Source organism: Clostridium aminobutyricum (assembly GCF_017255415.1).
In the GTDB taxonomy this organism is placed as follows: Bacteria; Bacillota; Clostridia; order Peptostreptococcales; family Anaerovoracaceae; genus Aminipila; species Aminipila aminobutyrica.
Map to the genome: position 1 here is coordinate 72,526 of NZ_JAFJZZ010000002.1, position 20,078 is coordinate 92,603.

General features: G+C 40.6%; 16 protein-coding genes. 2 read left to right on the forward strand and 14 right to left on the reverse strand.

The genetic code is table 11. From position 1 onward, the window contains the following. Window positions 1-153: 153 nt before the first annotated feature. On the reverse strand, window positions 154-933 hold the full coding sequence (locus JYB65_RS06575) for an N-acetylmuramoyl-L-alanine amidase (protein WP_206581863.1): 780 nt from the start codon (window positions 931-933) through the stop codon (window positions 154-156). 159 nt (window positions 934-1,092) lie between these two features. On the opposite strand from JYB65_RS06575, the gene JYB65_RS06580 reads away from it, so the two are divergent. Further along, on the forward strand, window positions 1,093-2,322 hold the full coding sequence (locus JYB65_RS06580) for an alanyl-tRNA editing protein (protein WP_206581864.1): 1,230 nt from the start codon (window positions 1,093-1,095) through the stop codon (window positions 2,320-2,322). A 75-nt stretch (window positions 2,323-2,397) separates the two neighbouring features. Here JYB65_RS06580 and JYB65_RS06585 read toward each other — a convergent pair whose 3' ends face one another. From JYB65_RS06585 to JYB65_RS14935, 12 genes are all read right to left on the reverse strand, one after another. Further along, window positions 2,398-3,264 carry a PhzF family phenazine biosynthesis protein gene (locus JYB65_RS06585; RefSeq protein WP_206581865.1) on the reverse strand — a complete coding sequence of 289 codons (867 nt, stop codon included), beginning with the start codon at window positions 3,262-3,264 and terminating at the stop codon, window positions 2,398-2,400. 24 nt (window positions 3,265-3,288) lie between these two features. Continuing rightward, window positions 3,289-4,968 carry a methyl-accepting chemotaxis protein gene (locus JYB65_RS06590; RefSeq protein ID WP_206581866.1) on the reverse strand — a complete coding sequence of 560 codons (1,680 nt, stop codon included), beginning with the start codon at window positions 4,966-4,968 and terminating at the stop codon, window positions 3,289-3,291. Window positions 4,969-4,981: 13 nt separating this feature from the next. Further along, a complete protein-coding gene (locus JYB65_RS06595; RefSeq protein ID WP_206581867.1) occupies window positions 4,982-5,452 on the reverse strand; it encodes a chemotaxis protein CheW in 471 nt (156 codons plus the stop codon). A 248-nt stretch (window positions 5,453-5,700) separates the two neighbouring features. After that, window positions 5,701-6,357 (reverse strand): 3-oxoacid CoA-transferase subunit B, encoded by a 657-nt coding sequence (locus tag JYB65_RS06600; protein WP_206581868.1) that lies wholly within the window; start codon window positions 6,355-6,357, stop codon window positions 5,701-5,703. Beyond that, window positions 6,345-7,022: a CoA transferase subunit A gene (locus JYB65_RS06605; protein ID WP_342366644.1), complete on the reverse strand. Its 678-nt coding sequence runs from the start codon at window positions 7,020-7,022 to the stop codon at window positions 6,345-6,347. The genes JYB65_RS06600 and JYB65_RS06605 overlap by 13 nt, the downstream gene beginning before the upstream one ends. Window positions 7,023-7,093: 71 nt before the next feature. Then, the gene (gene kamE / locus JYB65_RS06610) at window positions 7,094-7,867 is read right to left on the reverse strand and encodes a lysine 5,6-aminomutase subunit beta (protein ID WP_206581870.1); all 774 of its coding nucleotides are present in this window, start codon (window positions 7,865-7,867) and stop codon (window positions 7,094-7,096) included. Beyond that, the gene (gene kamD, locus JYB65_RS06615) at window positions 7,867-9,423 is read right to left on the reverse strand and encodes a lysine 5,6-aminomutase subunit alpha (RefSeq protein WP_206581871.1); all 1,557 of its coding nucleotides are present in this window, start codon (window positions 9,421-9,423) and stop codon (window positions 7,867-7,869) included. Before kamD ends, kamE begins: the two co-directional genes overlap by 1 nt. Window positions 9,424-9,466: 43 nt before the next feature. After that, a complete protein-coding gene (kamC, locus tag JYB65_RS15200; RefSeq protein ID WP_206581872.1) occupies window positions 9,467-11,095 on the reverse strand; it encodes a lysine 5,6-aminomutase reactivase ATPase KamC in 1,629 nt (542 codons plus the stop codon). Between the two features lie 26 nt (window positions 11,096-11,121). Next, on the reverse strand, window positions 11,122-12,147 hold the full coding sequence (kamB, locus tag JYB65_RS06625; protein WP_206581873.1) for a lysine 5,6-aminomutase reactivase subunit KamB: 1,026 nt from the start codon (window positions 12,145-12,147) through the stop codon (window positions 11,122-11,124). 172 nt (window positions 12,148-12,319) lie between these two features. Continuing rightward, window positions 12,320-13,579, reverse strand: coding sequence for a lysine 2,3-aminomutase (gene kamA, locus JYB65_RS06630; RefSeq protein ID WP_206581874.1), 1,260 nt, complete (start codon window positions 13,577-13,579; stop codon window positions 12,320-12,322). Window positions 13,580-13,796: 217 nt separating this feature from the next. Further along, window positions 13,797-14,828 (reverse strand): L-erythro-3,5-diaminohexanoate dehydrogenase, encoded by a 1,032-nt coding sequence (gene kdd / locus JYB65_RS06635; protein ID WP_206581875.1) that lies wholly within the window; start codon window positions 14,826-14,828, stop codon window positions 13,797-13,799. A 315-nt stretch (window positions 14,829-15,143) separates the two neighbouring features. Then, window positions 15,144-17,234 (reverse strand): sigma-54 interaction domain-containing protein, encoded by a 2,091-nt coding sequence (locus JYB65_RS14935; RefSeq protein ID WP_245156613.1) that lies wholly within the window; start codon window positions 17,232-17,234, stop codon window positions 15,144-15,146. Window positions 17,235-17,520: 286 nt separating this feature from the next. Here JYB65_RS14935 and kal point away from each other — a divergent pair, with 286 nt between their 5' ends. Further along, complete coding sequence (gene kal / locus JYB65_RS06645) at window positions 17,521-17,901, forward strand: 3-aminobutyryl-CoA ammonia lyase (RefSeq protein WP_206582208.1); 381 nt, start codon at window positions 17,521-17,523, stop codon at window positions 17,899-17,901. A gap of 411 nt (window positions 17,902-18,312) precedes the next feature. On the opposite strand, the gene JYB65_RS06650 is transcribed toward kal, so the two are convergent. Next, entirely contained in the window at window positions 18,313-19,725 is a 1,413-nt protein-coding gene (locus JYB65_RS06650; RefSeq protein ID WP_206581876.1) for an APC family permease, read from the reverse strand. Between the last annotated feature and the right edge of the window lie 353 nt (window positions 19,726-20,078).

Below are 20,078 nucleotides of genomic sequence, written 5' to 3' on the forward strand. Positions count from 1 at the left end.
ATCAAGTTTTCCACATTCTTTTTTCGGTTTGTATACAATTTGTTCCACTTGTCACTGTGGATATCTTTATTCTTCTTAGCCCTGTATTTTTCAATAGTTTTATGATTAGATGTGCAATAACTTTTCAAGTTATCCACAGATTTATTTTCTCCATTATAAACCCATGTTCCCAGACTGGCTGTCAATGAGTTTCAACTTGCTTTTTCCTTCTTTATCAGCAAAAATCATAATCCCATTATAGATACTTTTCGCTAATTTTTCCTGGTATTCACTGCTTTGCAGCATTTTTGCTTCTTCATAATTCGACAAAAATCCACACTCCACAATCACGATGGGAGTTTTTGGATTTTTCAAAATCAAAACACCATTTTTACTTAAAGCGGTTCGTTCCGTGCCATCATTAATCTCATTAATCAGTTGTTCCTGGACGATCTCGGCTAATCGCTTACTTTCGGAAATCACTGAATTGTTTTCAGAACCGGAAGGAAAAAATACCTGCGCCCCATGAACGGAGCGGTCCGCTGTAAAGCTATTTAAATGAATGCTGACGGTAGCTATGGGCGCAACTTCTGAAATGATTCTCTTTCGTTCCAGCAAGTCACTCGTTTTCTTGCTTCGTATGGCACCCTTTTCACTTTTATTCAGGCTGACATCCTCACTTCTAGTCATCGTCACATTCCAGCCATCGGCTAAAGCCATTTTTTCCACTTTTTTCGCAATGGCAAGGTTAATATCCTTTTCCGGAACACCATTCGCACTCGATGCGCCTCCATCAAAACCGCCATGTCCCGCATCTATGACAATCCAGTCCGTAGATGTTATTTTCTCAACGTTTCGCAGCACCTCACGATAAGTTGGTACTGAAGCGACTATAACAGCAATAGATATGAGACACAATGTCAATCTTAATTTATTCCATGTTACATTCTTCATAGTTACAAGCCTCCATTTACACAGAGTATATGCGGTCTATGAGTTGTCCTATACTACACATGAAATCGATAAGAGCAAATTAGTACAGGTTTAAATTTATTATATAACAAGATGCCTAATTTGTGCTATAATTATTTTAATTATTTTAAGGAGAATTTTATGGATACGGTTAAATTATTTCAACAAGATCCCTATCTAAAGTCTACCACTTCAAAACTTCTGGAAGCCACTCCATACAAAGAAGGTTTTGTTTTAGTAATGGATGCAACTATTTTCTTTCCCACCGGCGGCGGGCAAAGTTGCGATAAAGGCAAGATAAACAATTTCGAGGTTATTGATGTTTCTGAGCGGGATGGAATTATCTACCACACCATACAATGCAGTGGCAGTAATATCGTGTGGAATAAAGGAGAAGATGTTTTCTGTGAATTGGATTGGGCTCATCGTTTCCTCAATATGCAGCGGCATTGCGGCGAACATATTCTATCCGGTATATTTTATCGTGAATACGGCGGAATAAATAGAGGCTTCCACATGGGCGAAGAGTACATGACGATTGACATCAGCTTGGAAGAGAAGCCTGAATTTAAGTCACTCACTTGGGAGATGGCGATGAAAGCTGAGCACTTAGCCAATCAGGTGGTTTGGTCAGATGCCCCCGTTTCTGTAAGAAGGTTTGAAACACGGAAAGAGGCTGAAAAATTACCTCTTCGGAAGGCCTTGGCATTAGATGAAGACATTTCTATTGTATGTGTCGGCGATATCGATAATGCTGCGGATTGTGTAGCTTGCTGCGGCACGCATCCTTCCAGTGCCGGTCAGGTAGGCCTCATCAAGATTCTAAAAGTGGAAAATTATAAAGGCATGTTTCGTGTATACTGCGAAGCCGGAGAAAGGGCGTTCACTCTTTTTAATCAGTATCACGAAATGATGATGAAATTAAACAACAGATACTCCGCGAGCAGCAGCGATTTACTTGAAAAGATGGCCGTACAAGAAGAAAAAACAAAAATGCTTAAAAGCGAGCTTCATGTATTAAAGCAATCGGTTATATCCGACAGAACGGCTTCTATCAAAGCAGAGCTTCTTCCGGAAAGAGGCTCCAAGATACTGGTTAAGCGTTATACTGATCTGAAAGTCGATGATTTATTAAACATCGGAAGACCTCTCATACCGGAACTAAAGACTCTTTTGCTTATTGTTTCCGAATCCGATCACACTTTACTATTATTCTCAAACGGAAATATTGATTGCGGAAAGCTTGTAAAAGAGAACGCTTCCATTTATCAAGGCAAAGGCGGCGGGAACAATACCAACGCACGGGCGTTATTTTCAAAAGCAGAATCGTTAGATACATTTATTGATCTGCTGGACAAGCATTTGCGATAAAATCCACCAAAAAAGAGGCTATCTAAAAAGTTTGAATTTTAGATAGCCCCCGTTTTTAATTCGCTCATTTTTATTTTAAATATAAATCTCCCCTTGCGCTAATCTTTTGTAAACTCCGCCCACCTGTATTTTTACGATTTCATTCACGGTCTGCAATCGGCTCATGATCTTAGAAGGTCTTCCCATCGATTCCCCTTGAATAAATAAATTCTCCTGCTCTTCTTTGATGAATCCTTGCTGATACAAATAAAAGGTTAAGGCTCCGTTAGACGTACCGGTTGCCGCTTCTTCATCAATGGCATACAGCGGAGCAAAATTCCGACAATTCGCAGTGACTTTATCCGTTCCCAATGAAAATGCATGAACTCCTGTAACGCCATACTGTTCCGATAACTTGGATAAAGCCGGAAAATCAGGTTGTATATTGTTTAGCACTGCTAAAGAACGCACACCCATCAAAATATCCGGAAGCCCTGTTGAAACAATTTGCGGCTCTAAATATAAGTCGTCCTCATGAATTCCCATCACATTTGCCAGTTCTTGTCTTTGTTCACTTCTAGACAATGTATTCACAACCTGTGGCAATGCCATATCCATCCATATAAGTCCATCTTTTATTTCAACCTGCAACGTTCCCGCTAAAGTATGTAAGATATACGAACTGCCGTCTCGGACTACGCCCGTTTCCAGTAGCGCTCCGAAAGAGCCTATCGTCGCATGCCCGCAAAGTTCAACTTCGGAAGCCGGTGTAAAATATCTTATAGTAAATTCATTTTCATTCATTTTCTTTACAAAGGCCGTTTCAGAATAACGCAACTCTGCAGCTGTTTTTTGCATTGTAACGTCAAGAGGAAACTCCTGACCGTTGTCGATTAAAACGACACCGGCAGGGTTTCCTCCAAATAATTTGTCTGAAAAAGCATCAACAATTTGAAACTTCATCTTACGTTCTCCTATTTATATGAACTAATATTTATCCGAATAATCATTAATGGTCTTACCAGTCAGCGTTGCTGCCCGTTCTTCTTCCTTTGGTTTTCTTGCCGGAGGCTTTTCCGGTCTTGCGGTTGCAGAAGGCTTCGGTTTCTCTTCTTTTTTTGCAATAAACGGTGTACGCTGTACCGGTTTTTCCTGTGGCGGTTCTTCCTCTATTTTCAACGATTGCTGAACGATCGGTTTATTTTCTGCTGCTATCTGCTTAGGCGCTTCCTTGACCGGGCTGATAGCCTGCCTTACCGATCTGTTTTCTGTCACTGCCGGCTTCTTTTCTTCCATGGTGACCGGACTCATCTTAGGCTTTATGATAGCGGATTCCTTTGTTCGTTCACTTACAACTTTCGTTGATTTTGCTAGTCGGAATTTGCTTACCATTTCTCTCAGCATATTAGCCTGCTCGGATAATTCTTCACTTGTTGCAGCACTTTCCTCAGCCGTTGCAGAATTCGTTTGTATCACTGCAGACACTTGGTCAATACCCTCTGTGATTTCCCGCACAGCTGCCGCTTCTTCTTTTGCACCTTTCGCAATCAAATCAATTTGAACAATCAAGTCTTTCGCGCCCTCTATAACGCCTTGCAGCGAAGCCGCGGTTGTATTGGCGATTGTCGTTCCATTTTCAACTGCAGAAATAGAATGTTCAATTAACGAAGTGGTATCTTTTGCAGCCTCTGCACTCTTTGTCGCTAGATTCCTTACTTCATCCGCTACTACCGCGAAACCTTTACCGGCTGTTCCTGCCCTCGCAGCCTCAACCGCGGCATTTAAAGCAAGAATATTCGTCTGGAATGCAATATCTTCAATAGCCTTGATAATTTTGCCGATTTCGGTGGACGAGCTACTGATCTCTTGCATCGCAACAATCATTTCTTTCATATTTTGGTCACTGATGTTCATTTCCTGACCGACCTTATTCGTCAATTGTTCTGCAATAGTTGCGCCGCTTGCCGTATTCTTAACACTCTCAGACACTTCAAGAATACTTGCGGAAAGCTGCTGGATCGCACTAGCCTGCTGCATCGTTCCTTGAGATACGGATTGCGCACCAAGCGATACTTGCCCTGACCCAACCGCAACTTTCTCCGCGGATGAACCTACTTGGCTGACAAGTTCTCTGAGGGTAGAAATCGTATTCGATAAAGCCTCTTTCACTTTTCCCAGTTCCCCTGCATATTCAGCGGTGGTTTCAACGGTGAAGTTCCCTTGCGCTAATTCCTTGCAGCAATGGGTAATGTCCTCTATGACCTCTTTAAATGAACTTCTCATCAGCTCAATATGTTCTGCCATTTCTCCAACTTCAGTATCATCGGCGTGAATTTCAACATTGCTGGAAAAGTCGCCTTTGTAAAGCAATTGAACTTCTTGAGCAATATCGAGAATCGGTTTTAGTACGCGTCTGATAAACCCACTTACTATCAGCGTGGCAAATACACACACCAAAACGCCTGCTGCGATCATTAAAACAAGGCTTTGATTCATAGTGAAATTACCTTTGGTAAGTCCATTTAAAATGATATAGGCCAAACCAATCATTATTGCTGCGCTGAGTGCCATACTCGACATAATAAATAGCGCTATCTTATTAGTAAGCCGTTTTCTTTTCACACCCGCTTTCGCAGAATTTTCTATGGTGTTCTTTTCTCTGCCCATAGTTTCGCCCTCCTTATGGTGCTATATCCTCTACAACTTTTTCAAAATCTACAAGTGAAATCAATCGTTTATTCACACGAACAATACCGAACAGTACACCTTCTTTTGCATAGGACACTTCCGCTTTCTCAATGTTTTTATCTGAAATTCTTTCGATACCCAATACATTGTTTACTCTAAAAGCAGCGTTGAGTTTATTGACATCGGAAACGATGAATAGCGTTCTTTGATCCGGCGGCAGATAAATTCCTAAGTAATCTGCTAAATTAATAACCGTAATCAATATATCTCTCGGCATATAGACGCCTTCCACTGAAGGATGCCCCTGAGGTACCTTGTCAACAGCTTCAGGCATTAAAATTTCTCTGACCTGAGATACATTAACACCAAACACTTGATCATCTATTGTAAAAACCAAAATTTCCAATTCATCTGCGGCAGAATCCAATAATTTTTCCGCATTATCCATATCATTTTTTATCATAAGGCCCTCCGTTTGTACTTCCAATTAATGTAAGCATCTACTATACCGTAATTATACTACAATTATCTACAAGGTGCAAAATATTATTACCTTATTTTACACGTTTTGCATGGTTAAGGCAAGTTCCGGCTTTAATCCGGCAGTAAATTTGTTTGAAAATTTGTAACCTTTTGCAACTATTTTTTTGCAAAAAAAAGCTAAGGCGAAATGCCTTAGCTGTTACGTTGTCATGCCTATGGAAATTGTCGTTATTCTTCTTCCATTGCCTTTAAATTCGGGTCAACAGTCAATTCGCAGCCCGTCGCTGCTTTGATCTCATCAAGTGTATAGTCCGGATGCAACTCGGTAAGTACAATGCCTTTGTCTGTTACTTTCATTACACCCATTTCTGTAATGATCATATCCACTACTTTTACTGCTGTAAACGGCAATGTACACTTATTTAAAATTTTATGTTTTCCTTTTTGCGTATGTTGCATTGCTACGATTACTTTCTTTGCACCCACAACAAGATCCATTGCTCCACCCATTCCCGGAACCATCTTTCCTGGGACAATCCAGTTCGCAAGATTTCCTTCTTGATCGACTTCGAGTGCACCTAGAATAGTTGCATCTACATGTCCGCCTCTAATGATTCCAAAGGAAGTAGCACTATCAAAAAATTGACCGCCTGGATTGATCGATACATACTGGGCACCTGCATTTACTACATCTACATCCTCGTTACCCGGTTCAGGTGCCGATCCCATTCCCATCATGCCGTTTTCAGATTGTAATACAATGTCAATTCCCTCAGGAAGATGATTTGCTACCATTGTAGGCAGACCAATTCCAAGATTCACTACATCTCCGTCTTTTAATTCCTTAGCTACTCTTGTTGCAATTCTTACTTTTATATCTGCCATGGTTTTTCACCTCCTACTATTGCATCAACAAAGATTCCTGATGTAACCACGTTATTTGGATCTATTTCTCCTACTTCTACAAGCTCGCAAGCACCCACGATTACATAGTTTGCAGCTGTCGCCATCATTGGATTAAAGGTTCTTGTTGTGCCATTATAGGTGGTGTTTCCAAATTTATCGGTTTGAGATCCTCTGATTAAGGCGAAATCCGCTTTTAACGGTTCCTCTAGGAGAAACGCTTTCTCTCCTACGCGGATTATCTGCTTGCCTTCCGCTACAATGGTTCCTACTCCTGTCGGTGTTAGAAATCCACCAAGGCCAGCTCCACCTGCTCGAATTCTCTCTGCGAGAGTCCCTTGCGGAACTAATATACATTCTAGTTTATCCTCTGCAACGTCCGTATTCATTCTCTGTGCCACTTCAGGATTTAGTCCTACATGGGAGGCAATAAGTGTCTTAATCTGTCCATTGGAAAGAAGCTTTCCTACTCCTCTCCCAGGAACTCCCGCATCGTTGCAGATAATCGTTAAACCTTTTACGCCCTTCTCTACAAGGGCATCAATCAAAATTTCTGGTGTTCCGCATGCCATAAAGCCGCCCACCATAATCGTCGCACCGTCTTGAATATCAGCGATTGCTTCTTCAGCTGTTCTGATTTTATCAATCATCTAAGCCCCTACCTTTCTATCATTTTTTCATTCTAAAGATTAACTCTTCTAACTTTTGCCTTGACGTTTTATGCCATGCCTCTTCTCGAAATTTCTGTCAATACGAAAGAAGCGACATGTTCTGCATACGTATGACTGCCAAAGCCTGCATCATAACCTAGTTCCTGTGCAAGTTCATGAGAGATTCTAGGACCTCCGCAGACAAGGATCACTTTGTTTCTTAATCCTTCCGCTTCAAGCAGTTCGACCATGTTGGTTAAGTTTTGAATGTGAATATCCTTTTGCGTAACGGTCTGAGACACTAAAATAGCATCTGCTTTTACCTCAATCGCCTTCGCTATCAGCACCTCGTTCGGAACCTGACTTCCCATATTAATAGCCCGAACGCCCTTGTATCTTTCCAGACCAAAATGCCCGTGGAATCCTTTCATATTCATGATCGCATCAATTCCCACCGTATGCGCATCCGATCCGGTGCTGGCTCCGACAATAATCACTTCTCGTTTAATATTGTCTTCAATATATTTTCCGCATTCCACTCGATCCATAATTTCCACATCCACTTTAGGAACTTTTATAGTGGTAAAATCAACGGTATGCTGGCATTTTCCGTATACAACGAAAAAGGTGAATCCCCCGCCCATGTCTTTTGAATAAACACAACTCGGCTCATCCACGCCCATTTTCTTAACAAGGGCTTTTGCGGCTTCACTAGCCTCTTCACCGTATGGAACCGGAAGAGTAAATGCAAATTCCATCATCCCGTCGTTCATGGTATCGCCATATGGTTTCACCTTGGTTAAATCAACTTGCGTACTTGCAGCATTATTTATCGCGGTCATTATTTCGCACCTCCCATCATGAGCGGAATAAATGGATTAAAATATCCTTCTCCCTTCACGCACACGCCCTCGAGACCTTTGCCCCCTTCTCTGGAACGCTTGATTCCTCCGAACTTACCCTGTTCGATAGTAGAGAACAGGCCTTCTTTTTCTATATCATGGAGAAGCTTATTGGCATCGTCCAATACATTCTGCGCTCTCTTTTGAATAATTCCATCCTTTTTAAATTCGACTTCCTGCCCGATATCTCTTGCATTATTAAAAATATACGAAGCGTTTTCAATAGATAAATATCGGTCATGCATATGAGGAGTGTGAATGGCTTCTGTCAGCATGCCAAGCAATTGAAGAGACTGATCCGTCCAAACAGATACCAAATTAAACAACGCATCCTGAATATGTCCTTTGAAAATGTTTCCGGTCATAAATTTTGTAGGAGGCATGTACTTTAGCGGTGCTTTAGGGAATATTTCTCTCGCCATAACAGCCTGTGATAATTCATATAGAAAACCATTTTCAATCTCTGGGTCCATTTCAAAAGCATGACCCAGACCCATTTGCTCTTCCTTTACATTGGCAATTACTGCAAATTGTTCATTGATAAACTGGGAAGCAAGAACCGTATGAGCTGCTTCATAAGCATCGTCGGTCGTCAAGTAATTGTCTTCACCGGAGTTAAAAATGATATCACAATATCCGATAATTACTCTGGAGAAAAATTGGTCTACCAGCGTTCTTTGCATGTTAATATCCCGGAATAAAATACCGTAAATCGCATCATTCAGCATTACATCCAATCGTTCAATGGCACCCATAGCCGCGATCTCAGGCATACACATTCCGGAGGAATAGTTGCATAACCGAATGTACTTTCCGATCTCTTCGCCCACTTCATCCAATGCTTTTCTCATGATTCTGAAGTTTTCCTGCGTTGCATAGGTTCCGCCGAAGCCTTCCGTCGTTGGTCCATAAGGAACATAATCCAGCAAGCTCTGTGCAGTGGTCCGGATTACGGCAATAATATCTGCCCCTTGTCTGGCAGCAGCCTGCGCCTGGATTACATCTTCATAGATATTTCCGGTGGCAACAATTACATATAAATAGGGTTTTCTTCCTTCTCCCAATGTAGCCAAGTAGTTATTTCGTTTAGCAGTTTGCGCTTTAATTTTTTCTAAAGCACCAAGCACAACCGGCATAATTTTTTCTTCAGCTTCCTCTGCCGGAGCTGTTGGCAGTTTTGTTATTTCAAGCTGCCCTGCCGCCATCTTTTCTGCAATTTCCTGCGGAGTCAAACCGGTCTGAATCATTGCATTTCCTATCCAATAGGCAACGCCTCTCGGAAGTCCTCCAGCCTCTTTGATCTGATCCACCACAACATTAGGCAGCGGGGTATCCACTTCGTCAACTCCGTCAACCCCTAATAAACGCAATATCGTTCTTTCTGTACTAACCGTTGTATGCCGATCAATAAATTCTTGCATACTATGTGCAATCCGAGCAGCGCATGACCGTGCGCCGTCAATAATTTTTGGATCTAAGTTCAGTTTGCTTGCCATTTCCTTTCCTCCTCTTCTTGCTCTTAAATAGCTTGAATGTTTCCTAGTTTAAATATTCTTTAGCTTTATTTATAATTTCCGCATTCAATCCTAGTATTTTTGCGATATTCAGCGCATCCTTAGGGATTTCCTCCCCGCTTTCAACGAGTTTTAATCGATAATCCATGTATTTTGCGATAATGTTAATTCGTTCTTTTCTGTTGGCATATTTTATTTCCTTATCAAGCCGTTCAAAATCTGCATTTTCCAAACCGATTACCTGCATATTCTTCACTTTATTCCGTCCTGCCACATCATCAAAATGAGTGGTGATCAACGTGATATAAGGTTTCTCTCTCAAGTAGTCAATGAGGCTTTTTGTTAATGCCAGCCCTTCGATAGGATTCGTCCCGCTGGCTATTTCATCAATTAGAATCAACGATTGAGAAGTGCTGTGATCCAGGATCTCTTTTAGTTCCTCCATTTCACTGCCAAAGCTGGATAAGCCTCGCTCTAAGCTCTGACTGTCTCCGATTAAGATCTGAATAAAATTGCAAAGCCCCAGACGTGCTTGACTGCAAGGTACATAAAATCCGTACTGAGCCAGCAATTGAATCAATCCGACCAGCTTGAGGCTGACCGTTTTCCCCCCCATGTTCGCTCCTGTAATACAGGTCACTCCATCTGAAAGGGATATCCCTACCGGACAGTACGCCTTTCCCTTTGAGAGTAAAATGTCCTCTACCTCCAGCTGCCGTCCCTCTGCAAATTCAATGAGATGTTGTTTTACTATTTCCGGCTTGATACATTGATGCTTTTGAGCATAGACTACCTTTCCCATTGTAAAATCAAGCTTCCCAAGCTTTCCACAGTTCTGTAAGATCTCTTTTTTATAGACGGAGACTTCTTTGGATAACCGGGATCGTACGAGAATTTCTTCTTCCTCCGATTCTTGGTTCAGCTCCTCAATCTTCTGCATCCAATCTCGAACTTCTGCGGAAGGTTTGATTTGGAAAGTGGTATTCATGTAGTCTTCATCTTTTATACAAAGTTCGGGAATCTGAGAAATAGTGGCCAGCAAATGTACCATAGATTTTGAAACCACATATTCAAATTTAGGACTGATTTCCAAACCATACTTTTCTTCTATATATAGTTTTGTTTTTTTCTGTTCCTTTCGTATGGCAACTTCCAATTCCCGCTTCTGCTTTCTCAGGGGTCCCAGCCTTTCTGAAAACTCATCATAAATATAAAACGTATTCATTCTTTGCTTTGCCGGATCCAATATGTCCAGAGCGGGTTCTATATCCTCCAGGAAAAATTCTTCCGGAATGTATTCTTTATTTTCCAAAAGAATCTTCCGAACCTTTTCCATCAGAATTAATAAGCTTTTTAATTCAAATAGTTCTACAACGGATAAAGCCGTTTTGCCGCTTCGTTCCACGGTAAAGGTACAGTCCTTGACTTCCATGAAACATTCATAAAGAATATCTGCCGTTTTAGGATGTTGATTCATCAACATGGATATTCGTTCCATTCGCAGGAACTCTTCCTTTAATTGTTCCTCTTGCCCCGGCATAAAAGGCACTAATTCTTTCATAAGCTTGACACCAAAAGGTGTCGCCGTGTATACACTCTGCATTACATAAGAAAGTCCGGTTTCTCTTCTTGTTTTTTCATTTGCTAACCTCACCGAATGCACCTCCTCTGTCGCACAGCCTAATCGAATCTATATTTGACGTCGATAACCGGAATATTTTTAATCGCTGCGGTCATCGCATCTATCAGCACTCTGTGCTCAAAACAATAACCAAATGGGGAGACCGGATTTACCGTCACCGCTGCAATGTTAATATTCTGTATCACTTCTACGCAAAACCCCTGCTTTTTCAGCCTTCCCCAAGTGAAATAGTCCATAAATATTTTCGTAGGATCTTTCAGTACAAATTTTACCCTTTTGAACTTTTTAGGATGGATATCCGCTATGACACTGCCCGTCATCGCTCCCGGAATGTATACATGAGTGATTTTCTCACTTATCGCCTCATCGATCAGCTTACTTGCACCGAGTCCCGTTTTTAAATCCAACAGTTCAAAGTTATCATCCGAGAAAACAACCACTCTGTTCCTATTTTCTTGAGCCTCAATTACCTGCTGTATGAATTGATTTTCTAAAACAGGTAACGTATAAAGTTCGATTGTATAAACGGTTTCTTCCACAATCTTATGTAAGCTTCTGGAAAGGACTGCTCCTGTTGCAAGGATAATCGCATCGGACGTTTCCGGTGCCGCTATCGATTTTCGATCAATTGCACCGTCAATCAGAATTTTCTCCGCCCCCAGCGCCAGCATTTCTTTGCACATCTCTTTATGATCTGCCGTGCTGACCGGCCCTGCAATCTGGACATTTCCGCTTTGAACTACCCGGCATAACAAGATGGGTCCCATAGCGGTGCTGTATCTACTGATGCGAAGGATTTCAAGCCCTGCGTCCGCAAACTCGTATAGCTGCTTCGGAATAGAAACAATCGTACCGGCATCCAAAAATATCTTCGGCTTAGCCGTGCCGGTTACAAGATCCACGCTTTCCCCATCTCTTCCTGTAGAAGTAATGCCTAAAACAATGCCTTCGTCCATTGCCTCTTCAATCAGATAATTCAGTACCGTTGTTTTTCCGGCATTTTTAGCCATCCCAACTATAGAAAGGATTTTATATTCGTCTTTTAATTGTTCCAGTAATCCCATTCTTATTTCCTTTACTCTATAATCAGCCGTTGAAAATACTTATCTCTTTTCATTTTCTGCATAGCTCATAAAAGCCGTTTACTTCATTCAGCGTAGAAACATATGCACCTTGCTGCTTATTCATCAGCTCGGTGCACACATTTATATCATTTTAATCATTATTTTCAGTTGATTATTTATTTCGTTTATGACGCAGCAGATCCTGCGGTTCCAACGACAATCTTTCTCCCTGTTCCAGTCCGGCAACGCCTTCATAATGATAGGTCTTTTTACCGGTACAGTAATCACAGGTACATTCTAATTCATGTTGATTTTTTGGCTCGGTATAAGTGGTGATAACACCCTCATAATTTCTCAGAACAACTCGATCAGGCGACTGAGAAATCAAATACTGAGGCATTACCGGAATCTTCCCGCCGCCTCCCGGTGCATCTACTACAAAAGTAGGTACTGCATAACCGGAGGTGTGACCTCTTAATCCTTCTATAATTTCAATACCCTTAGAAACAGGGGTTCTGAAATGTTCAATACCAAGAGATAAATCGCACTGATAAATGTAGTACGGTCTTACTCTATTTTTTACCAAAAGGTGCATAAGTTCTCTCATAATATGAGGACAATCATTTACACCTCGAAGAAGAACTGACTGATTTCCTAAAGGAATACCTGCATCTGCAAGCTTTCTCAAAGCTTCCATTGCCTCCGGCGTCATTTCTTTCGGATGGTTAAAGTGGGTATTCAACCAAATCGGATGATACTTCTTCAACATATTAACCAAGTCATCCGTAATTCGCTGTGGCATAACCACCGGCGTTCTCGATCCCAATCTCACGATTTCAACATGAGGAATCTTTCTTAATTCACTGATGATATATTCCAGCGTTTCGTCTGCCACACATAAGCAGTCTCCGCCTGAAAGAAGTACGTCTCTTATAACAGGAGTCTTCTTTATGTATGCAATACATGCATCAATATCCTCTCTGCCTCTGGCTCCGTCCTTCTCTCCCGCAAGTCTTCTTCTCGTACAATGTCTGCAATACATCGAACATTGATCTGTTATTAAAAACAATACTCTATCCGGGTATCGGTGTGTCAGACCAGGCGCCGGGGAATCTTCATCTTCATGTAAAGGATCCAGCATATCTGCATCGCTTCTGTGCGTTTCAGATAGCACAGGAACCGCCTGCATTCTTACTGGACATCGTACATCATCCGGATCCATTAAGGATGCATAGTACGGAGTGACTCCTACGCGGAACCCGTCCATTACTTTTCTGATATCTTCTTCCTCTTCCGGAGTTAAATTTACTACTTTTCTGATATCTTCAACGGAAGTCAGCCGGTTTGATATTTGCCAACGCCAATCATTCCACTGCTCTTCTGTCACATCTTTCCAAAGGGAAATATCCTTCCAATTCCTTCTTTCAGCCATTTTCTCTCTCCTTTAATCCATCTATTATTTGGAGTATTTGATAGCAACATGCTATCAGGCTAAGGCCTGCAAGCTGCTCTGTTGACCTCACAGACCTTCCCGATATATATTTCTAAATCAGCAAAATTTAAAAACTATTTTAATCAATCACCTTGCACAAGATGATCCTCTTACGTGAAATAAGTCCGTACTTATTTCTATTGAAATAAGCTGTTGCCTAAGCATACATCTCTTGGAACAGTTTACGTAAAGGCTCGCACTCTCTAAGAACTTGAAGCGTAATTTCGGCATGGCCCTTACAGTATCCATTACCGATGATCATATTTACGTCTTTGCCTACACCTTCAGCTCCTAATGCAGCTTTTGTAAAGCTAGTTGCCATGGAGAAGAAGTATACGATTCCATCATCCTTACAAGCTAAGATAGAACCCATTTCAGTATTTTCGATGTTTACACAGTTAATAACAACATCTGCTAATTTGCCATCTGTATGTTCCATAACTTTGTTGTAAATTTCTACAGCGTTTGTTGCATCTGCAGCAAAATATACATCTGCTAAGTTAAGCTTTCTAGCTCTATCAGTTGACTTTTCAGAACCACCGATACAAATAACTTTACCGGTTACGCCTGCTCTCTTCTTTGCTTCATATAAGCATAGTAATCCAGACTTACCGCCACCGCCGATGATAACAACTGTGTCACCAGGCTTTACTAATTTAGCTGTCTGAGCAGGAGCTCCAGCTACGTCTAATGCAGATAATGCTAATCCTTCAGGCATGTCTGTCGGAATCTTAGCATAAATGCCGCTCTGGAATAAAATAGCCTGACCCTTAATGTCTACCTGATCGATGTCCGGTCTAACTTCAAGAATTTCTTCTATTACAAGTGGTGTTAAAGAAAGAGATACAAGTGTAGCAATTTTATCACCAGGCTTTAAATCTCCTACATAATTTTCACCAACTTCTTTTACAGTACCAAGAAGCATACCGCCGGATCCTGTTACTGGATTCTTGTGCTTACCAGCCTTAGCAACAATGCCCATCATAATTTTCTTGATTTCTTCGATATCATGATTTGCCTGTCTCTCTATTTGGGTAAAAGATGCGGAGTCAACATTTAATGTTTTCACATCAATAAGTACTTCGTTATCATAAATTTCCATTGTGTTATCAATCACGTCTGCAGGCTGTGGTAAAACTCCCTTCGGTGAAATAACTCGGTGGGTCCCATATGGGCATCCTTTTTTCATAGCAATCCTCCTCTAAATAAATAACTGTTTCTTATTCTTTTTTTCTTAATGCTTATCCCGGTTGTATCAAAACTTTGTCATCCGGTTCGCTATTAACTTTTCACTTTACATGTATAGCAACATCTGTGCCATACCTATCATGTTGCCCAATTTACGTTAAGATTTACCTATTATCCTATAATAATTTCAAGGCAGTGCTTAATTTGAGGGGTTTTATGCCTAAAATCCGTACTATCTTGCTCATATCAGAACCGAAAAGGGTTCAATACAGAAAAAGAGGCGAACTCTTTTCGGTTCACCCCTTTTTCTGTATATTTAAATATTATATTTTTTCTTTTTTCGCACTAATTGAGTCTGGCTGATTTGGATCGCTTTTGCTGCCTTTCTGGTTGATCCATATTTCTCGCACGCATAACGAAGTATCGCTTTTTCAAAGCTCTCTATCATATCCTCTAAAGGTACTTCATTTTCGATCGCATTCAGCAAACCTTCTTCGGTTGTAAGCTCCACTTGATCGAAAATTTTATCATGCAGACACTTTATAACGTCTATTAATGTGATGTTCTCGCCCTTTGCACTGATCATGATACGTTGTATTGAATTTTCCAATTCTCGAATATTACCCACCCATTGCCGTTCTTTTAAATATTCGATTGCTTCTTCATCAATGCCTCGATTGATGCCGTATTTTCCATTGTAAGTTCGTACGAAATGCCTTACCAGTGCCGGGATTTCAGCTTTCCTTTCATTTAAAGAAGGGACTTTAATCGGAAACACATTCAGCCTATAATATAAGTCTTGTCTGAACAGCTTTTTCTCAATTTGATCCATTAAATTTCTATTTGTAGCAGAAATGATTCGCACGTTGGTTTTAATCGGAGTAGTACCCCCTACTCTGTATATTTCACCGTCTTGCGTTACTCGAAGCAGTTTAGCCTGTATGTCTAACGGTAATTCACCCACTTCATCCAGAAAAATAATACCGTTATCTGCTGCCTCAAAATACCCCTTTTTCCCGGTTGAGTTTGCCCCGGTGAAGGCACCTTTTTCATAACCAAAAAATTCGGATTCCATTAAGTTGGGTGCGATGGCAGCACAGTTTATTTTGATGAACGGCTGCATATTTCGTGTGCTGTTTTTTTGTATGATATTCGCAATTTTATCCTTGCCGACACCGGTTTCTCCTGTGATTAATACATTGCAATCATACTTTGACACACTTAAGATTTCCTCTAACACCATGGCCATCGCGCGGCTCTCACATATAAAATTCTCCGCTAAGCTTCGCCGGTATCCTTCACTGGAAATCAGTCGATCTTCCCTTACCAACGGATACGCTAAATCTTCCTGCAAACTTGTTACAGAGCTCACCATATCTTTCATATAAGGTGCTAATTCTTTTACAACTTCAATGTCAAATTCATCGTATTTTTCTAAATATCCATCGGCACATTTGATATCTAAATCTTTTGAAACCGATTCCGTTATGTAAAGAGCAATATTGTAATTGTTTATTAAATTAGCGAATACGACCGTTCCTCCGGATTTCGTTGCTAAAATGTTAATGGTTTCGGCTCCCTGAAGGTCCGCGCAATTAACCGTCAAGTCAAATTGAGATTCAATGTTGAGTTTTTCCAAACACTCCATAGGCCTTAAAATATTCACATAATGAATGTCATTAAACACCTTAGATAACAGCTTATCAATTGATTTTCCAACCAAAACCAGATCCGTTCTCTTATCAAGCATGCACATGATCTGTACCTGAGCTCCTGCAATCTTACGAATAACATATCCAAACAACAAATTCATCAAGATGTTATTCCCTACCACCAAATATCTTCCTTTGCCTTCTCCTTTCTTACAGACTTCCCGACTGACTCGGTATAAAGTCCCCGACTCATTGAAAGTAAGTAAAAGCAGGTTCAAGGGCACCCCTTCCGGTTTCCTTACAATAGGAATTTTTTGAAATACGATAGCATACCCTTCGACCTCGATCTGTGTATAGGCCCTATCAATAGCCGTTATCCGATTTAAATAGAGCGGTACACCGGAAAGGGAGGTATTGCATAAAATTTCATCCCCTTTTTTAAGCTCTTTCTCATTCACATATTCGCTTCCGATTTCGTCCACCACGCCATAGAGAAGACCGCCCGTATCCGTTACAGGATTATGGAGTTTGCCTCTTTTCATTATAATATCTAATATTTTCTCCTTGATTTGCGCCTCACTATTATTGGCTTCTAAACAGATTTGTTTAAAGCTGGTAGTCTCGATATGCAAGGTTTTCAACAGGATGCGCATCTCATTCGGATATATTTCTCTCGAATTGTCGACTTTCCAAGCCGAAGTAGGAAGTACGTATTTCGGTTCTAAAACACGATTTGTGCCATAGTTTTCTAACATTGATTGCTCCTCTCCTCTATGCTGTTCATTTAAAATCGTTTCTCTCTTTAGAAATTTTTTTCCTCTAAATTCAAAAACGTCCGAACCAAAATCGGTTCACATATTACCTATTTTCAATCATAAACTATTGGCATGACACTTGCAATTAATATTTATATCAATTTATACCAAAATTACTCAGGTGAATTCCTTCATCCCTCTGCTCACGTTTCCACTATTGCTCTTAACTCGTGAACAGGGGAGGAGTATCACCAAAAACAAAAAGGAGAAAAAGCGAATGGAAAAGATTACATCTACAGTCAGATTAAGAATGTCACACAAGGATGCCCACTACGGTGGAAGTCTTGTTGATGGGGCTCATATGGTTCATCTATTTGGAGATGTTGCGACAGAATTATTAATTAAGTGCGATGGAGACGAAGGACTTTTCTTAAGATATGATGAAGTTGAATTTCTAGCACCGACATATGCCGGCGATTATATTGAAGCTTACGGTGAGATTACCAAGATGGGCAACACTTCAAGGACAATGGAATTTGTTGCGAAAAAAGTAGTTGCAGCCAGACCGGATATCAGCCCTTCCGCCGCAGATTTTTTGGAAGAGCCTATTATCGTTTGCAAGGCAAAAGGCGTTTGTGTAACTCCTAAAGAAGCGAAACGAAAATAAGAAACATCGTTATACGCTATCCTTTAGGATGTAATATTTTTTCTCATACACACTCAACAAAACCACTATAGACCGGTCTTCCTCGACCGAGTCTCCTTTATCATCTTCTTTACATGATTTAAGCGAACCCCTTTGTTTCAAAGGCGTTCGCTTATTTCTTTTCATAAAAATTTTCATTAAGATGCAGAAGATTGTTCTATATATCCACGTGCTTTTAGGCTATCAGCTATTATTTTAATTTATAAATTTTCAACTTATGCCTAGAAATTAATTTCCTATGTTAAGAAAAGGACTGCTTTTCAGCAGTCCTTTTGTTCTGGAATATTTATTAATCCCATTATTAATAAGGTTTGTTTCCTTATATGTAGTAAGCTCACTTTTCAAATAAAAGCAACTTTACCGGCGTCGTCATTATTTCTGATTAACGTAGTCTTCTCCGAACATCAAGATTTCTCTTTCTCTTGGAGTAACATCCTTGTATTTAACCTTTGCATAAACTGCTAATAGACCGGATACGCCGAACCAACCAAGAACTACTACCCATTCTACTGGAAGAAGTGGAGCAGGACCCATTGGTAAGTACAAGTATAAGAAGAATAATGTTACAAATACAGACATTACTGCAACAAATCCGAATGCAGGTACTTTGTATGGTCTGTGTAACTCAGGCTGCTTAATTCTCAATACGATAAAGGATAATGTTACCATACCGTACATGATTACAACTCCGAAAGAAGCTGCATCTACGAACCAAACAAGAGCTCCTTTTCCTAAGAAGCAAGATAATACGGAGATGATACCGCAAACCAATACAGCATTACCAGGTGTACCGAATTTAGGATGAATCTTACCAAGCCAAACCGGTAACATCTTAGCATTTGCTAAGGAGTAGATTACACGAGCAGCTCCGTAAAGGAATCCATTCCAGCTTGTTACGATACCGCAAATAGCACCAACGATACAAACCTTACCCCAAACTGCACCACCGAAGTTGTATGCCATGGAGTCAGCTACCGGAATTTTTCCGTCTACACGAATTTCGATAGGAGCGGACAAACAAGTGGCTAAGATCATCAAGATATACCAAGCAGCCGCAGCTAAGATGGACATAATCAACAAGCTAGGAATCTTCTTTAGAGGTACGTTCATTTCTCCAGCGGACTGAGGAATAACGTCAAATCCTACGAACATAGCCGGTACCATCAATAGTACGGATGCGAATCCAGCGAAGTTTGTAGTCATAGGAGCAGCATTTGCCATATCACCCATAGCAAGACCGCCGCCTAAGAAGATAATGCCAACTAAGATCAGACCAAGTGTAGCGATGTTTTGGAATAAAGCGAATTCTTTCGCTCCACGATAGTTTAGCCATGTAAGGAAGATAGCTCCAACTACCCCAACCATTGCCCATGAAGCGTATACCTCAAATCCTTGAATTGTCCATAAGAATCCAGCTTTTGGAATAGGGAATACGTAGTCGATTGCTGTTGCGAAAGCAGGACCTTCCCAAGCAGCTACTCCTAAGTAAGCCAAGCCGGTACCAAGACCAGCTACTACTGCAGCCCAGTAACCCATTGACTTATACGAGAATACTACGGAACCGCCTGTAAATGGAACAGCAGGAGTTAACTCTGCATATGCCAAACCGATAAAAATACATAATACCGAACCAACTAGGTATGCACCGATGGCTCCCATCATGCCTGCGTCAGCAGCCCATTTTCCGGAGAGCATGATCCAGCCCCATCCGATCATTGTACCAAAAGCCATAGCTAAAATGTCTTTTGTACTAAAGCTTTTGACCATTTTTGTTTCTTGACTCATTATTTGTTCCTCCTTTAAATAATTTTGCCTTAACATAAGATTAATAATTCCGACATTGCCTATATAACGCAATCCTTATGCCAACTATTATTTATGGAACAATAGATTTTTACTATTGATAGTCTTCTCAAGAGAAATTTGTTCATTTTTCAATAGTTCATCACCTTGATTATTTTAAAAAATCTAACAATTTGTAATTTTCATATGATGTTCATAGCTTGTATTTGTCGAACTTTTGCGAATCTTTGCGCGAATTTTTTTTCTCATATTACTCGTTAATAAACTATTTGAGAAAAAAATTTCTCGTTTGTCCCTGTATATGGGAAAATACTCCTCTAATTGTAATCTTTTTT

Coding starts and splice junctions, on each gene's coding strand:
- JYB65_RS06590 (WP_206581866.1), bottom strand. CDS start 4,968: ATGGGCAGAGAAAAGAACACCATAGAAAATTCTGCGAAAGCGGGTGTG.
- JYB65_RS06585 (WP_206581865.1), bottom strand. CDS start 3,264: ATGAAGTTTCAAATTGTTGATGCTTTTTCAGACAAATTATTTGGAGGA.
- kdd (WP_206581875.1), bottom strand. CDS start 14,828: ATGAAAAAAGGATGCCCATATGGGACCCACCGAGTTATTTCACCGAAG.
- JYB65_RS06595 (WP_206581867.1), bottom strand. CDS start 5,452: ATGATAAAAAATGATATGGATAATGCGGAAAAATTATTGGATTCTGCC.
- JYB65_RS06600 (WP_206581868.1), bottom strand. CDS start 6,357: ATGGCAGATATAAAAGTAAGAATTGCAACAAGAGTAGCTAAGGAATTA.
- JYB65_RS06650 (WP_206581876.1), bottom strand. CDS start 19,725: ATGAGTCAAGAAACAAAAATGGTCAAAAGCTTTAGTACAAAAGACATT.
- kamD (WP_206581871.1), bottom strand. CDS start 9,423: ATGGCAAGCAAACTGAACTTAGATCCAAAAATTATTGACGGCGCACGG.
- JYB65_RS06575 (WP_206581863.1), bottom strand. CDS start 933: ATGAAGAATGTAACATGGAATAAATTAAGATTGACATTGTGTCTCATA.
- kamB (WP_206581873.1), bottom strand. CDS start 12,147: ATGGGATTACTGGAACAATTAAAAGACGAATATAAAATCCTTTCTATA.
- JYB65_RS06580 (WP_206581864.1), top strand. CDS start 1,093: ATGGATACGGTTAAATTATTTCAACAAGATCCCTATCTAAAGTCTACC.
- kamE (WP_206581870.1), bottom strand. CDS start 7,867: ATGACCGCGATAAATAATGCTGCAAGTACGCAAGTTGATTTAACCAAG.
- kamA (WP_206581874.1), bottom strand. CDS start 13,579: ATGGCTGAAAGAAGGAATTGGAAGGATATTTCCCTTTGGAAAGATGTG.
- JYB65_RS14935 (WP_245156613.1), bottom strand. CDS start 17,234: ATGTTAGAAAACTATGGCACAAATCGTGTTTTAGAACCGAAATACGTA.